This is a genomic window from Noviherbaspirillum autotrophicum, from assembly GCF_000818395.1.
GTDB classification, from domain to species: Bacteria; Pseudomonadota; Gammaproteobacteria; order Burkholderiales; family Burkholderiaceae_D; genus Noviherbaspirillum; species Noviherbaspirillum autotrophicum.
Genome location: NZ_JWJG01000028.1, coordinates 2,007,397 through 2,023,752, shown reverse-complemented (window position 1 = coordinate 2,023,752; position 16,356 = coordinate 2,007,397). Strand labels below are relative to the sequence as shown.

12 protein-coding genes are annotated in these 16,356 nt (G+C 60.4%); 6 read left to right on the top strand and 6 right to left on the bottom strand.

Annotated elements, in window-relative coordinates:
- Positions 1-62 precede the first annotated feature (62 nt).
- Both TSA66_RS10590 and TSA66_RS10585 read left to right on the top strand, forming a co-directional pair.
- Positions 63-488, top strand: coding sequence for an acyl-CoA thioesterase (locus tag TSA66_RS10590; protein ID WP_040039979.1), 426 nt, complete (start codon positions 63-65; stop codon positions 486-488).
- 144 nt (positions 489-632) lie between these two features.
- Positions 633-2,219 (top strand): alkaline phosphatase D family protein, encoded by a 1,587-nt coding sequence (locus tag TSA66_RS10585; RefSeq protein ID WP_040039978.1) that lies wholly within the window; start codon positions 633-635, stop codon positions 2,217-2,219.
- Between the two features lie 49 nt (positions 2,220-2,268).
- Here the strand turns inward: TSA66_RS10585 and TSA66_RS10580 are convergent, their stop codons facing one another.
- The 4 genes from TSA66_RS10580 to TSA66_RS10565 form a co-directional block, all read right to left on the bottom strand.
- On the bottom strand, positions 2,269-3,951 hold the full coding sequence (locus tag TSA66_RS10580; protein WP_040039977.1) for a long-chain fatty acid--CoA ligase: 1,683 nt from the start codon (positions 3,949-3,951) through the stop codon (positions 2,269-2,271).
- 319 nt (positions 3,952-4,270) lie between these two features.
- The gene (locus tag TSA66_RS10575; protein WP_040039976.1) at positions 4,271-5,953 is read right to left on the bottom strand and encodes a long-chain fatty acid--CoA ligase; all 1,683 of its coding nucleotides are present in this window, start codon (positions 5,951-5,953) and stop codon (positions 4,271-4,273) included.
- A 276-nt stretch (positions 5,954-6,229) separates the two neighbouring features.
- Entirely contained in the window at positions 6,230-7,342 is a 1,113-nt protein-coding gene (locus TSA66_RS10570; RefSeq protein WP_052452239.1) for an aminopeptidase, read from the bottom strand.
- A gap of 3 nt (positions 7,343-7,345) precedes the next feature.
- Positions 7,346-9,421 (bottom strand): molybdopterin-containing oxidoreductase family protein, encoded by a 2,076-nt coding sequence (locus tag TSA66_RS10565; protein WP_040039975.1) that lies wholly within the window; start codon positions 9,419-9,421, stop codon positions 7,346-7,348.
- A 218-nt stretch (positions 9,422-9,639) separates the two neighbouring features.
- Between TSA66_RS10565 and TSA66_RS10560 the strand changes: the two genes are divergently transcribed.
- Positions 9,640-10,833: a M20 aminoacylase family protein gene (locus TSA66_RS10560; protein ID WP_040039974.1), complete on the top strand. Its 1,194-nt coding sequence runs from the start codon at positions 9,640-9,642 to the stop codon at positions 10,831-10,833.
- 15 nt (positions 10,834-10,848) lie between these two features.
- Positions 10,849-11,862: a DUF2891 domain-containing protein gene (locus TSA66_RS10555; protein ID WP_040039973.1), complete on the top strand. Its 1,014-nt coding sequence runs from the start codon at positions 10,849-10,851 to the stop codon at positions 11,860-11,862.
- Between the two features lie 18 nt (positions 11,863-11,880).
- Here TSA66_RS10555 and TSA66_RS10550 read toward each other — a convergent pair whose 3' ends face one another.
- Positions 11,881-13,662 (bottom strand): ABC transporter ATP-binding protein/permease, encoded by a 1,782-nt coding sequence (locus TSA66_RS10550; RefSeq protein WP_084199478.1) that lies wholly within the window; start codon positions 13,660-13,662, stop codon positions 11,881-11,883.
- A 130-nt stretch (positions 13,663-13,792) separates the two neighbouring features.
- A complete protein-coding gene (locus TSA66_RS10545) occupies positions 13,793-14,692 on the bottom strand; it encodes an NAD(P)-dependent oxidoreductase (protein WP_084199961.1) in 900 nt (299 codons plus the stop codon).
- Between the two features lie 79 nt (positions 14,693-14,771).
- Here TSA66_RS10545 and TSA66_RS10540 point away from each other — a divergent pair, with 79 nt between their 5' ends.
- Together TSA66_RS10540 and TSA66_RS10535 are read left to right on the top strand one after the other, a co-directional pair.
- Positions 14,772-15,662, top strand: coding sequence for an SMP-30/gluconolactonase/LRE family protein (locus tag TSA66_RS10540; protein ID WP_040039971.1), 891 nt, complete (start codon positions 14,772-14,774; stop codon positions 15,660-15,662).
- Between the two features lie 133 nt (positions 15,663-15,795).
- Positions 15,796-16,353, top strand: coding sequence for an acyloxyacyl hydrolase (locus TSA66_RS10535; protein ID WP_232429450.1), 558 nt, complete (start codon positions 15,796-15,798; stop codon positions 16,351-16,353).
- The last annotated feature ends 3 nt before the right edge of the window (positions 16,354-16,356 follow it).

Here is a 16,356-nt window from a genome sequence, read left to right as displayed (position 1 = left end):
TGTCATTCGACAGTCGCAGGACAGGCGCCATGCAGAGCTGAATACTCCAGGGAGAACAAAACATGACAGATACACATCAATCCTGCTTGCCCGTCGGGAAAATGCCGGAATTGCGCGTGATGCCGATGCCGGCTGACGCCAACGTGCACGGCGACGTGTTTGGCGGCTGGATCATGGCGCAAGTCGATATTGCCGGCTCGCTGCCGGCGGTGCGCCGCGCCAACGGGCGCGTTGCCACGATTGCGGTGAACTCGTTCCTGTTCAAGCAGCCGGTGTTTGTCGGCGACCTGCTGTCCTTCTATGCGGAAGTGGTCAAGGTCGGCAACACCTCGATCACGGTCAACGTGGAAGTCTATGCCGAGCGCAACCGTTTGCAGGCAGAAACGGTAAAAGTCACGGAAGCCACCCTCACCTATGTCGCCACCGACGAGCAGCGCAAACCGCGCCCGATTCCGCCGCTGTCGACCCTGACCGGCCAGCCGGGATGATCTATTAAGACAATGCATTCCAGCTGTAAGCGCAAGATCTGAGTTTTCTCAAGCGCGGGCGATCTTTCACGCGCATGCCGCCATCATCGGGCCACGACCTGCAAGAATCATCCAACGTCATCCTGGCTTGATGGAGGTTTCGTCATGCAACTTGAACGCAGGATTTTTCTTGTACGCACCGCCCGCCTGTTATCGCTGGCGACTTTTGCGATCACATTTCCGGCCGGCGCAACCCCGCGCCTGACAAGCTATCCGTTCAGCCTGGGGGTGGCATCCGGCTCGCCGCGCTCCACCGGCATCGTGCTGTGGACACGCATCCTGCCCGATCCGCTCGCTGCCGCACCGATCGTGCCGATGCCGCTGCAGGTGCGGTGGGAGATGGCCGAAGACGAAGCCTTCAAGAAGATCATAACGAAAGGCATGGCCGCCGCCCTGCCCGAGCTGGGCCACAGCGTGCACGTCGATGTCGCCGGCTTGCGACCGGACCGCTGGTACTGGTACCGCTTCATGCTGGGCGACGCCGTCAGCCCGGCCGGACGCACCCACACCGCGCCGGCGCCCGATGCAGCGCCGGCAGCGCTGCGGTTTGCGTTCGCTTCATGCCAGCATTGGGAATTCGGCCACTACGCGGCCCATCGCCATATTGCCGACGCGGCACCGGAACTGATCGTGTTCCTCGGCGATTACATCTACGAGTGGGGACCGTATGACCTCGCGCATCCGCCTGCGCCGCGTGCGCGCAGCAACGAATGCGTGACGCTCGAGAACTATCGTGCCCGCTATGCCCAGTACAAGTCCGATCCGAACCTACAGGCCGCCCATCGCGCCGCGCCCTGGATCGTCACCTGGGACGACCACGAAGTCGCCAACGATTACGCCAGCGATCGCGACGAACGCCTCGATCCCGGCTTTCTCGCGCGGCGCGCAGCCGCTTATCAGGCTTTCTACGAGCATATGCCGATCCGCCTGCCCGCCTTGCCTTCAGGTCCGCAGCGCTTCGCCCATCTGCGCATGTATGAACGCTACGACTGGGGACGGCTGGCACGCTTTCATGTCCTCGACAACCGGCAATACCGGTCTTACCAGGCATGCCCCGCGCCGCGCCGCGGCGGCTCGCGCTCGGTGACTTCCAGCTGCACCGAGCGCACCGACGCCGCGCGCACGCTGCTGGGGACGGAACAGGAAGCCTGGCTCGGCGATGGCTTTGCCTCGTCCGGCGCGACGTGGAATATCCTCGCGCAGCAGACACTGATGGCACAGGCGACACAAGTTCCGATCACGCATCCGGGTGAAGGCCGCTTCTGGACCGATGGCTGGGATGGCTATCCGGCCGCGCGCCAGCGCCTGTTCGACAGCATCGCCAGGCACCGCCCGGCCAATCCGCTCGTCATATCCGGCGACGTGCATACCTTTTATGCCTGCGACTTGAAACCGGACTTCGACCGCCCGGTCTCGGCCAACAATCCGGTCATGGCCAGCGAATTCTGCGGCACCTCCATCACCTCGGATTCTCGCCCCCAGTCGCGGGTCGACCGGTACGTCGCGCAAAATCCGCATATCCATTTCGGCCGCAGCGACCGGCGCGGTTTCGTGATGATGGACGTAAGTCCAGAGCGCGCCGTTGCGCACTTGATGGGAGTCGATGATGTGCGCCTGCCTGATTCCGGCGTGGCGGCCCTTGCGCATTTCACTGTGGAAGATGGCCGCCCCGGCGTGGTCCGGACAGGATAAAAAAAACCGCCTGACAGGCAGGCGGTTGGGGAAATGCGGGCGCGTCGTGTTATGCCGCTTTTTTCTCGTCGCGCAGTTCGCGCCGCAGAATCTTGCCCACGTTCGTCTTCGGCAGCTCGTCGCGGAATTCGATGTACTTCGGCTTCTTGTAGCCGGTGAACTGCTCCTTGCAGTAACTCATTAGCTGATCCACCGTCAGGCTCGGGTCCTTGCGCACCACGAACAGCTTCACCGCTTCGCCCGAGTTCGCATCCGGCACGCCGATGCAGGCGCACTCCAGCACGCCCGGATGCGCCGCCACCACGCCTTCGATCTCGTTCGGATACACGTTGAAGCCCGATACCAGGATCATGTCCTTCTTGCGGTCGACGATCTTCACGAAGCCCCTATCGTCCATGATGCCGACATCGCCCGACTTGAAGAAGCCATCCGGCGTCATCACTTTCGCGGTTTCGTCCGGACGGTTCCAGTAGCCCGCCATCACCTGCGGCCCGCGAATGGCGATTTCGCCCGGATGTCCCAGCGGCACCGGCTTGCCGTCGTCGTCCAGGATCGCAATTTCGGTCGAGGGAATCGGCAAGCCGATGGCGCCGGAAAATTCCGTCGCATCCGCCGGATTGATCGTGGCCGATGGCGAAGTTTCAGACAAACCGTAGCCTTCGACGATCGGGCAGCCGGTCACCTTCAGCCATTTCTCGGCCACCGTCTGCTGCACGGCCATGCCGCCGCCGTTGCACACCTTGAGATAGGAAAAGTCCAGCTTGGCAAAGTCGGGATTGTTCAGCAAGCCGTTGTACAGCGTATTCACTGCCGGCAGCAGGTTGAACTTGTACTTCCCCAGTTCCTTCACGAAACCCGGAATGTCGCGCGGATTCGGGATCAGGATATTCAGCGCGCCCCAGCGCGTCCCCATCAGGAAGCACGCGGTCAAGGCGAAGATGTGGTACAGCGGCAGCGCGCAGACAATCGTCAGCGGATCGATCTTCGGCTCTTTCTGCAAGGCTGGCTGTGCCCACGCATCGTTCTGCAGCACGTTAGCGATCACGTTACGGTGCAACAGGGTCGCGCCCTTGGACACGCCGGTGGTGCCGCCGGTGTATTGCAGGAATGCGACATCGTCATGCTTGAGGTCGACTGGCTTGAGCGTCATGCGCGCGCCCTCGGACAGCACCTGCTTGAAGCGCACCGCGCCGGGCAGCGAAAACGCCGGCACCATCTTCTTCACGTTGCGCACCACGAAGTTGACGAGCATGCCCTTCACCCCGCCCAGCATTTCGCCCATGCTGGCCACCACCACATGCTTGACCTTAGTCTTCTTGATCACGTGCTCAAGCGTGGTCGCGAAATTTTCCAGGATGATGATCGCTTCGGCTCCGGAGTCGTTCAACTGGTGCTCCAGTTCGCGCGGCGTGTACAGCGGATTGACGTTGACGACCGTGTAACCGGCCCGCAGCACGCCGGCAATGGCCACCGGATACTGCAGCACGTTCGGCATCATGACTGCTACGCGCGCGCCCTTCTTCAACCCCTTGTTCTGCAGCCAGGCGCCCAGCTTCTTCGAGTAGTCATCCAACTCCGCGTACGTCATGAACTTGTCCATGCAGACGAAGGCGTTGCGCGAAGCGTACTTGCGGAACGACTCTTCCATCAGATGCACCAGCGATCGGTATTGTTTGTAATCGATCTCCGCCGGTACGCCCTTCGGGTACGATTTCAGCCAGGTTTTCTCCATTGTCTGCCTCTTTGTCTCGTTATGTTGGGGTGGAAAGCTCAGGATTTTTATAAAACGAACGGTAGTTCTTTTTTTATTTACATAGATGCTATCGGTCAGCACACTACCGTGCAAGTTTTTTAAGTCGACTAAGAATAACTCCTTTTTCAAACAAGACATCTTGCGATGCAACAATATGCCTGCATCGGCCGGCGCTCCAATTTCCCTTCGATCGGTCGCCGCCCGGCAGAGCCGCCCTTGAATGACATCGACGGCATTTTGAAAGGCGAAAAAAAACCGCCTGACAGGCAGGCGGTTGGGGAAATGCGGGCGCGTCGTGTTATGCCGCTTTTTTCTCGTCGCGCAGTTCGCGCCGCAGAATCTTGCCCACGTTCGTCTTCGGCAGCTCGTCGCGGAATTCGATGTACTTCGGCTTCTTGTAGCCGGTGAACTGCTCCTTGCAGTAACTCATTAGCTGATCCACCGTCAGGCTCGGGTCCTTGCGCACCACGAACAGCTTCACCGCTTCGCCCGAGTTCGCATCCGGCACGCCGATGCAGGCGCATTCCAGCACGCCCGGGTGCGCCGCCACCACGCCTTCGATCTCATTCGGGTACACGTTGAAGCCCGATACCAGGATCATGTCCTTCTTGCGGTCGACGATCTTCACGAAGCCCTTATCGTCCATCACCCCGACATCGCCGGTCTTGAAGAAGCCATCCGGCGTCATCACTTTCGCGGTTTCGTCCGGGCGGTTCCAGTAACCCGCCATCACCTGCGGCCCGCGAATGGCGATTTCACCCGGCTGGCCCAGCGGCACCGGCTTGCCGTCGTCGTCCAGGATCGCAATTTCGGTCGAGGAAATCGGCAGGCCGATAGTGCCGGTAAACTCCGTCGCATCGGCCCGGTTGATGGTTGCGCCCGGGGAGGTTTCGGACAAGCCATATGCCTCGAGAATCGGGCAACCGGTCACCTTCAGCCATTTCTCGGCCACTGCCTGCTGCACGGCCATGCCACCGCCGAGGGAAATCATCAAGCCGGAGAAATCCAGCTTGGCAAAGTCGGGGTTGTTCAGCAAGCCGTTGTACAGCGTATTCACTGCCGGGAACATGTTGACCTTGTACTTCGTCAGTTCCTTCACGAAACCCGGAATGTCGCGCGGATTCGGGATCAGGAGGTTCAGCGCCCCCCAGCGCATGCCCATCAAGCCGCAAGCCGTCAGCGCGAAGATGTGGTACAGCGGCAGCGCGCAGACAATCGTTATCTGCTCGGACTTCGGCTTTTTCTGCAAGGCTGGCTGTACCCAAGCGTCGTTCTGCAGCACGTTGGCCAGCACATTGCGGTGCAACAGGGTCGCGCCCTTGGACACGCCGGTGGTGCCGCCGGTGTATTGCAGGAATGCGACGTCGTCATGCTTGAGGTCGACTGGCTTGAGCGTCATGCGCGCGCCCTCGGACAGCACCTGCTTGAAGCGCACCGCGCTGGGCAGCGAAAACGCCGGCACCATCTTCTTCACGTTGCGCACCACGAAGTTGACGAGCATGCCCTTCACTCCGCCCAGCATTTCTCCCATGCTGGCCACCACCACGTGCTTGACCTTGGTCTTCTTGATCACGTGCTCGAGCGTGGTCGCGAAATTTTCCAGGATGATGATCGCTTCGGCGCCGGAGTCGTTCAACTGGTGTTCTAGTTCGCGCGGCGTGTACAGCGGATTGACGTTGACGACCGTGTAACCGGCGCGCAGCACGCCGGCGACCGAGATCGGATATTGCAGCACGTTCGGCATCATGACTGCCACGCGCGCGCCCTTCTTCAACCCCTTGTTCTGCAGCCAGGCGCCCAGCTTCTTCGAGTAGTCATCCACCTCGGCATAGGTGAGGGACTTGTCCATGCAGACGAAGGCGTTGCGCGAAGCGTACTTGCGGAACGACTCTTCCAGCAGGTGCACCAGCGATCGGTATTGTTTGTAATCGATCTCCGCCGGTACGCCCTTCGGGTACGATTTCAGCCAGATTTTCTCCATTGTCTGCCTCAGTAATGATGTGCTTGGGTGTGAAATATTGCTGTCGACGTAAAAAAACGAACGACAGTTCTTTTTTAGTAGCATAGATGCTATCGGTCGGCGCGTCCAAGTGCAAGGTTTTTAGGCATTTCCAGAGTAAGTTCTCTAGCATGAAAAGAATATTGCGATGCAACAATGCATGACCGCCCGGGTGCTTACTATTCCGTTGGGGCCAGATGCGACAAAGCGACCGCAGGGGTCGCTTTGTTCATCTGTCAATTACTGCTCCGGAACCTGTTACGGCGTCGCATCGAACCTGACCGGCACCATTTCGGCGCGGTCCGGTCCGGCGGCCATCGTGGGCGGCGCGCTCATCGCCGCCAGTTGCCGGTGCCGCTCATCCTCGCTAAGCGCTGCCAATCGTTTCACCGCCTGATAGAACTTGTCGAACCGTTTTTGTTGCGTCAGCAGCGCCCGGAAGCCGGGCACGAAATCGTGATACGTCGCGATCGCGGATAGATGCGCATTGGACAAGGGTTCTGCAAACCAGCGATCGTACCCGCTGTACCCGCCCCAGGATACCTTCAGCGACTGGTAGTCCTCCTTGAGCGACTGGAAAATCGCCGTCTTTTCCCTGCGCTTTTCGGCGTCACTCGCGTCGCTCTTGTAATTTTCTTCGAGCGCCTTGCGATGCTTCATCAACAAGGCGAGAAAATCCCGCTTGCGCGCCTCGTATTCGGCATAGGTCTTGCGCATCTTGTCATTGCCGTACATGGCGAGCCAGCGCTCCACGCCGGCTTCCTCGACGGCCACCGCGAACGATTCGTTAAAGCGCGAGTCGCCCGGCACGTACACGATCTGGTGCGCTAGTTCATGGAACACCATGCGCGCGACTTCGCCGTCGGGATACTGGATGAAGGTGGACAGGACCGGATCGCGGAACCAGCCCAGCGTCGAATAGGCGGGCACGCCCGACACTTCGACATCGTAGTGCTCGGCACGCAACTCCTTCGCATACGACTGCGCATCATCCTTGCTGTAGTAGCCACGGTAGTTCACGCAGCCGGCAACCGGGAAACACCATTGCAAGGGCTTGAGCGACAGTTCCGGCGTCGCCACCACATTCCACATCACGAACGGACGCTTGAGGTCGGCATAGGTGGTAAAGGTGTCATTGTCGGGCAGCGCCAGTTCCTTGGCGGCGAAGGCGCGGATTTCCTTGACCTTGGTGAGCTTGTCGCGCAGCTTGTCGTTGATGTCGGACCTGGCAAGCCAGTCGTCGATCGGCTGCGCTTCGGCCAGCAGCGAAAACTGCCCGTGCGCAGCTTGCACAAAGTAACCCATCTGGGAACAGCCGCCGACTAAGGCCGCCACTCCACAAAAAACCAACGCCCGCCACTTCATCTTCATGTCCTATGCTTTCTCCACCTGCACCAGCACGTCATAAAACGTCGGTGCGTTACCCATGTCGGTCAAGCGCTGACTGGTGACTTCATTGGCGTTCTTGCCATCGGCGGCAAACTTCTTCCACCAGATGGACAGGCCGACCACCAGTCCCTGCCGCGCCCTGTCGGTCACGCGCGCTGTCGCCAAGAATGAGCCGCGCGCGTTGTGGATGCGTACCCGGTTGCCATCTTCGATGCCGCGTTCGACGGCATCGACAGGATGGATGTCCAGGTGCGGCTCGCCTTCCGTATCGCGCAGACTCTCCACATTGACGAAGGTGCTGTTGAGAAAGTTCCGCGCGGGCGGTGAAATCATCGCGAGCGGATATGTCTTCGCCAACTCCGGATTGCTCGCCACCGATTCATGCGGCGGGATATAGGTTGGCAAAGGGTCCAGCCCGTCGCGCAGCATGCGCTCGCAATAGAATTCACATTTGCCCGATGGCGTAGGAAAGCCGCCATTGGCAAACGGCGCATCGGGCATGTTGAGCTTTTGCCAGCCCTTGCGCTTCAGTGCATCCCAGTCGAAATGAATGGCGCGCTCGTTGGCGCGATTGAATGCCTGCGCGGCAATGTCGTCGTCGCTCTCGCGAAAGCAGGGATCGTCAAAACCCATGCGATGTGCCAGCTGGCGGAAAATTTCAGTGTTCGGCTTCGCTTCGCCCAGGGGAGCGATGGCCGCATTGTTGGCCATCATGTACAGGTGGCCATAGGTGGCATGGATGTCGACGTGCTCCAGTTGCGTAGTGGCCGGCAGCACGATGTCGGCATAGTCGGCCGTATCCGTCTGAAAATGCTCTAGCACGACGGTGAACAAATCCTCGCGCGCAAAGCCTTGCGCCACCTTCGCCGACTCCGGCGCCACCGCCACCGGATTTGCGTTATAAACGATCAGCGCCTCGATCTGCGGACCGAAGTCCGGCGCGGCGGCGCGCAGCAAGTCACTGCCGATGGTGCTCATGTTGATGGTGCGCGGGCGTTGCGCCGGCATGAGATCGGGGCGCTGCAGCACGCGGCTGTTCTTCGGAAAGGAATCGGAGGCCGACAACTGCACGCCGCCGGCCGCATGGCGCCACGCCCCGACCAGCGCCGGCAGGCAGGCGATATTGCGCACTGCCATGCCGCCGCCGTGCACGCGCTGCACGCCATAGTTCAAGCGGATCGCCACGGCTTCGCCGCGTTGTGCCGTCGTGCCGTATTCCCGCGCCAGTTGCTCGACTTCCGCAGCCGTGATGCCGCATGCCTGCGCGGTGCGCTGCGGTGTCCACTCCTTGACGCGCTCCTTCAACTGGTCGAAGCCGAGAGTGTGCTGGGCCACGTACTCTTCATCGATCAGCTTTTCCGCAATCAGCACATGCATCAGGCCCAGCGCGAGCGCCGCGTCGGAGCCCGGCAGCAGCGCGATATGCTGGTGGCATTTTTCTGCCGTCAGCGAGCGGTAGGGGTCGATGGCGATCAACCTCGCGCCGCGCCGCTTGGCTTCCTGGGCGCGCATCCAGAAATGCAGGTTGGAAGCGACCGGATTGCCGCCCCAGATCAGGATCAGGCGCGCGTTCTGGAACTGCTCGACATCGGTGCCGATGCGGGCGCCGATGGTGTAGATGTACCCGGCGCCGCCGGCGGACGCGCAAATGGTGCGCTCCAGCAGCGATGCGCCCAGCTTGTGAAAGAAGCGCGCTGCCATCGATTCGCCCTGCACCAGCCCCATCGTGCCGGCGTAGCTGTAGGGCAGGATCGCCTGGGGATCGCGCGCCGCAATCGCCTTCAAGCGCGTCGAGATCGTGTCGAGCGCTTCGTCCCAGCCAATGCGCTGGAACTTCCCCTCGCCCTTCTTTCCGATCCGTTTCATCGGATGCAGCACGCGATCCTTGTGATATGTGCGTTCGGTGTAGCGCGACACCTTGGTGCACAGCGCGCCTGCGGTTGTCGGGTGCTCCGGGTCGCCGCGCACCTGGGTTGCAACGCCATCCTGCACGGTCACCAGCATGGCGCACGTGTCGGGGCAATCATGCGGGCAAGTTGCGCGAACAATTGAAACGGTCATGGGTATTTTCCACGTTGTGCGCATGCCTGGCATGCGACGGCAAGTCCTGGCGCAAACCAGGTTTTGCAGTAGTTAAAATATGCGCTTCGAGCGTAAGCGTAATATATCGACATTAAGCGTAGCGCCATTAAGTGTAGCGCCATTAAGTGCGACAATGCAGCATAAGCATTCCGCTGTGCAACGCCATTCGTGTGCGCTGCCGGCGCATGGAGAAGACAATGAAGTTGCTTGACCCGATCACCCGTTTCAAGTCCGAATTGCAACAGATCCGGCGCGATATCCATGCGCATCCGGAACTCTGTTTCGAGGAACAGCGCACCGCCGATGTCATTGCCGCAAAACTGACGGAATGGGGCATTCCGGTCGACCGCGGCATGGGCTTGACCGGCGTGGTTGGCATCATCAGCAACGGCAGCAGCAAGCGCGCCATCGGGCTGCGCGCGGACATGGATGCCTTGCCGCTTCAGGAAGTCAACACTTTCCCGCATGCCTCGACCCATGCCGGGAAAATGCATGCCTGCGGTCATGACGGGCATGTCGCAATGCTGCTTGGCGCCGCCCGCTACCTGGCCAGCCACCGCAACTTCGACGGCACCGTCTACCTGATTTTCCAGCCGGCAGAAGAAGGCGGCGGCGGCGCCAGGCGCATGATGGAGGACGGCCTGTTCACCAAATATCCGATGGACGCAGTGTTCGGCATGCATAACTGGCCGGGTGTCGCCGTCGGTACCTTCGGCGTCACGCCAGGTCCGATGATGGCTTCCTCCAACGAATTCGAAGTCATCGTCACGGGCAAGGGCTCGCATGCAGCGCAGCCCCACAAGGGAATCGACCCGATCATGACGGCGATCCAGATCGCCCAGAGCTGGCAAACTATCATTACCCGCAACAAGAGCCCGATCGACGCCGGGGTCATCTCGATCACGCAAATCCACGCCGGCAGCGCCACCAACATCGTTCCCGACACCGCCACGCTGATCGGCACGGTACGCACCTTCACCACCGAGACGCTCGACCTGATCGAGCACCGCATGCGCGCCGTGGCGCAGCACACGGCGGCCGCGTTCGATGCCGAGGTCGATTTCCGTTTCACCCGCAACTACCCGCCGCTGATCAACCATGCCAGGGAAACGGCGTTTGCGGCCGAGGTCATGCGCGCCATCGTCGGTGAAGACTGCGTCAACACGCAGGTCGAACCGACCATGGGCGCGGAAGACTTTGCCTTCATGCTGCAAGAAAAGCCAGGCTGCTATGTCTTCATCGGCAACGGCGAAGGCGGTCATCGTCATGACGGCCATGGCATCGGTCCCTGCAACCTGCACAATCCGAGCTACGACTTCAACGACGAGCTGCTGCCGATCGGCGCCACCTACTGGGTGCGCCTGGCCGAAGCTTACCTGCGCCACGCATAACGGCCGGGCGCCGCCATGAGCGCATCGTCCGTCGCGCCATACGCACAGACGTTCTGCCGGGCGGCGCTGGCCAATATCGGGCAGGAATACCCGAACCATCCCGGCCATGTGCTCAACAGCGCGGCCGACCTGCAATCGCCGCGGGTACTTCACCCGCTGTTTTACGGCAGTTACGACTGGCACTCCTGCGTCCACATGCACTGGTTGCTGGTGCGCCTGCTGTGCGACTTTCCGTCGCTGCCGCAAATGCAGCTAGTCTGGCAAACCCTCGACGCGCATTTCACCGAAGCCAACGTCGCCGCGGAAATCGCCTTCCTGCAGCAGCCGTCGCGCGCGACCTTCGAGCGTCCCTATGGCTGGGCATGGCTGCTGAAATTGCAAACTGCGCTGATCGAAGGCGCAAAGGCCGATCCCCGGATAGCGCGCTGGCGCGACGCGATGCAGCCGCTGGCGGACCTGATTGGCGAGCGCTATCTGCATTTCCTGCCCTTGGCGCACTACCCGATCCGGGCTGGCACACACGGCAACAGCGCGTTCGGACTGCTGTTTGCGCTCGATTACGCCGAGTGCATCCAGCATTTCGCGCTGCGCAAACTGATCTGCGACAAGGCGAATGCCTGGTTCGGCCGCGACCGGCGCTACCCGGCTGCCTACGAACCCAGCGGCGACGACTTTCTCTCCGGCGGATTGATGGAAGCGGCCCTGATGCTGAGGGTGGTCGACGGCTGCAGCTATGCCGACTGGTGGGACGTGTTTTGCCCGCCGCCGCACGATCTGGCTGCCTGGTTAAGGCCGGTAACGGCAGGCGACAGGAGCGATCCCAAGCTTGCGCATCTGGACGGTCTGAACCTGACGCGCGCCTGGTGCTGGAAAATGATTGTTCCGCAATTGCCCGATGGGCTACAGACGCCGGTTCATGAAGCCATCGCGGGACACCTTGCCGCATCCCTGCCGCACGCAACCGATGGCGACTATGCCGGCACGCATTGGCTGGCCAGTTTCGCCTTCCTTGCCCTGGCCCAGCACTAGCGTATTTTCCGACCGTCGCTACGCGGTGACCGCTGCGGCAATGGCCGTGGCGCGAATGGCATAGCGGGGCATGCCCGTGCCGTTCGCCTTGTCATTCCTGCCCAAGCCCTCGTGCACGAAGCGCCAGCGCAGGTCGTGAAAGCTGGCGACGGCTTCACGGTGGGCGATGCTGATGATCGCGGCATCGGGCAACTCGCGCGACACGAGATCGTACAGCCACGCTTCCGACTCCGGATCCAGCGCGCTGGTAGCCTCATCCAGAAAGACGACGCCGGGCCGAGTCAGCAGCACGCGCACAAAGGCAAGCCGCTGCTGCTCGCCGGGCGACAGCCGCTGGCTCCAGTTGTCGGCCATATCGAGATGGTCCTTGAGATGCGGCAGCCGGCACAGGTCGAGATAATGCACGATCGCCAGGTCGCGGTAGGCATTGTCGGCTGCGGGATAGGCGATCGCGGCGCGCAGACTGCCAATCGGCAGATACGGCTTTTGCGGTACGAACAATAGCCGGGCCTCTTGCGGCAGCTCCACGGTGCCGCAGCCGTAGGGCCAGATTCCGGCGATGGCACGAAACAACGTCGATTTGCCGCAGCCGGAAGGCCCTTCGACGAGGATGCGCTGCCCCTGATGAATCTCGAAGGACAACGGGCGGGTCAATGATTGGCCGTCCGGCAGATGCAATTGCACCTGGTCGGCCAGGATGGCGCCGACATTGTTGCGCTCGACCGTAATGCCCCGCGTCTGGTTGCGTGCCAGCGTGACGGCGGCATGAAAGCCGGCGAGACGATTGACGCTGGCCTTCCATTCCGCCAGCCGGTTGAACGCGGTCACAAACCACGACAATGCGTCCTGCACCTGGCTGAACGCATCGCCGATTTGCGAATATACGCCGAGCGTGATGGCGCCGGAAAAATAGCGGGGTGCTGCGACCAGCATCGGGAAGATGATCGCGAATTGCGCATAGAAGGTCGACACCACGTTGAGCTGCTTGGTGGTGCGCATGATGCGCCACCAATTGGCCCGGATCTGCTCGAACCGGCCGTCAAGGTGCGCCTGCTCCTGCGCCTCGCCGCGGTACAGGGCGACCGCCTCGGCATTCTCACGGATGCGGATCAGGCCGAACCGGAAATTGGCCTCGTAGCGCTGCTGATGGAAGTTCTGGCGCACCAGGGGTCTGCCAACCAGCCAGACCATGGCGGAGCCGACCGCAGCGTAGGCAATGGCAAACCACACCATGTAGGCTGGAATGGTGAACTCCTTGCCCGCCAGCGCAAAGGCCAACGGTCCGCTGACCGACCACAGGATGCCGATGAACGACACCAGCGTCACAATGCTCGACAGCAGTTCGAGCGACAGCATCAGCGTTTCGGTGGTCAGCATGTTCAGGTCTTCGGCAATCCGCTGATCGGGATTGTCCGCGATGCGGCTTTGCTCGATGCGATAGTAGGCCTGATTGGCGAGCCACTCGCCCATGTAATGGCGCGTCAGCCACGCACGCCAGCGCATTTCCAGCGACTGCCTGAGGTAGACGCGGTAAATGGCGACCGTAATGTAAATGAAGGCGAGATAGGAAAAGCGCCACAACTGCTCCTTGAAGGCAGCGTAGTTCTTGCTTTCCAGTGCATTGAAGGAGTCCCGGCTCCAGGTATTGAACAACACGTTCAGATACACCATCCCCAGTGCCAGGCCGATGACGGCAGCCAGCAGGCCGAGCGCTTTCCATTTTTCTTCCGACACCCAGTAAGGCTTGATCAACTGCCAGACGGCGCGCCAGTTGGTGCGTTCGGGATGCTGTTCTGTCATAGAGGGGATGCGATAGCGACGTTGTTAATCAATATGGAGACGAGAAGCGACAAACCGTCGCCGGCGCAAGCCCAGGCCATAACGCGCGCAAGAAAAACACGATCGATCTGCGCGCTGCATTTTTTACCGGTCAGGGCAATTTGTCCGGAGCATCGCCCACCCGCTTACCTGGATTCATGCGCTCCAGCGCGAGCAGCGCCGCCGATTGGTCTGCGTTAGGCAGAACATCGAGAATGCTGCGATAGGTTTGCGTCACCAGCTCGGCAACCGGCAAATGCACGCCTGCCGCGGCTGCGGCAATCAATACATTTTCCAAGTCTTTTGCCTGACTCTTGACCTGCCCACCGGGCATAAAGTTTCGTTCGAGCATACGCTGGCCATGCACATCGAGGATGCGACTCTCGGCAAAGCCGCCGCGAATGGCAGCGCGCACCGCAGCCGGATCGGCGCCGCCCGCCTGTGCCAGCAGCAGCGCTTCCGCAATAATCGCCAGTGTGCCGCCGACGATGAGCTGATTGCACAACTTGGCAACCTGTCCGCATCCGGGCGGCCCTACCAAGGTCGGACGGCCCATGACGCGCAACACCGGTTCGGCCCGCGCAAAATCCTCCTGAGCGGCGCCTGCCATGATGGCAAGTGTTCCGGCTTCCGCGCCGACGACGCCGCCGGAAACCGGGGCATCGATGAAGGCGACGCCCATTGTCGCCAGCGTGGCATGCAACGCCTGCGCTTCCGATTGACGGGTTGAACTCATGTCAATCACGAGCGTGCCGCGCCGCAGTCCCGGCATGGCGATCCGCATGACGTCGGCTACTACAGGCCCCGCTTCGAGCATGGTAATGACAATATCGGCGTCGCGCACCGCATCAGCCGGGTTGTCTGCAACGTGTGCATGCATGGTTCCTAGGGCCTCGGCTTTGCTGCGCGAGCGATTCCAGGCGACGAGCGAATATCCGGCTTGCAACAAGCGGGTTGCCATTGGTTTTCCCATCAAGCCGATACCGAGGAAAGCAACTTTGGGTAATGTCATTAATGCGGTCACGCTCGCTCCTTCGATCATTCGTTTTTCATAGCATAATGTGCATCATCATCTCAAAAAAGTAGCGACCATGTCGACGCACGAAATTCGTCCCCTGCTCGATACGCCGATGCTGCTAGGGGAATGCCCGCTGTGGCATCCTGACGAAGCGGCGCTTTACTGGATTGATATTGCGGCGAAAGAAGTGCACCGTTACCATCCGGCGAGCGCCTATCATCGTGTCTGGTCCCTGCCATCCGAGCCAGGCTGTATTGTGCGCTGCGAGGACAGCAGCCTATTGGTTGCCATGCGCTCTGGCCTTGCCTTTCTCGACACGAACGACGCAACGCTGACCAAACTGGCAGACGCGCCCTATGACCCATCCTGTGCGCGCTTCAACGACGGGCGTTGCGATGCCGCCGGCAGGATGTGGGCGGGGACATTGTATGATCCGCGCGACCGGCCCGGCGGCTCTCTTTTCTGCGTTGAACGGGGAACCATCCGCGACGTGGGCAAACCGGTAACGGTTTCGAACGGCGTTGCCTTCAGCATCGATAACCGCACGCTTTATCACACCGATACCACCACACATCAGATCACTGCCTATGAGTTCGATCTCGCCAGCGGGCATATCGGCCAAGGGCGCCCATTCAAACAATTTTCCACTGACAAATCGAACAACTATGGTGGGCGCCCCGACGGCGCGGCAGTCGACAGCGAAGACGCCTACTGGTGCGCAATGTACGAGGGTGCCCGCATTCTGCGGTTGGCACCATCAGGCGAGGTACTTCTCGAGATCCCATTGCCTGTGAAGTGCCCAACGATGGTGGCATTCGGCGGACCCGACCTCAAAACACTTTATGTCACCTCCGCGCGTTACAACCGTTCCCAAGACGAGCTTCATCGCTATCCACTTTCCGGTTGTATATTGACCTTGGAAGTGGAGGTACCAGGCCGCGAGGAATACTCTTATCGCCGCTAACGTGCCACATACCCGGCATTTTTATCGTACGACGCATTTGGGCCTATAAGGGATGCGCCAGCCTTCCATGCATCCAAACATAGACGCATATTGATTGACGCATAATTAGATCAACCATTATCTGGAATCACATATGTTATTTACACGTCAGACTTGGAATACCCTAGCCGTCTCCTGCACGTTCATTGCGCTGCAGACGCTACCGATGACGAGCCATGCACTTGACTCTGCCTCCATCGATTATGGGTCAGGCAATCAGACCCGCATGGTTCGCCTCGGCATGCAGTGGAAATGGGAAAACAAGTGGTGGCAATCGAACGGAAGCCACGTCAGCGGGTATTGGGATATGGGGCTCGCTCACTGGCGTGAGAGGCGCTTTCAGAACGTGCTGGATAAGACGCAAAATCTTACATCAATCGGTATTACCCCTGTATTTCGCCTTCAGAGCGACTCGTTAACCGGGCCCTACGGCGAATTCGGTATCGGCGTTCACTATCTTTCCGAGCTATACGACAACAACGGCCGACAACTATCGACCAGATTCCAATTTGGCGATCGCATTGGAGCCGGATACGTATTCCGCAACAAACTGGATCTAGGACTCATGATCGAGCATTTCTCGAACGGTGGAGTCAAAGAGCCAAACGACGGGGTAAATTTTGCCGTTGTTCGAGTGAGGTACCCGTTTTAAGGC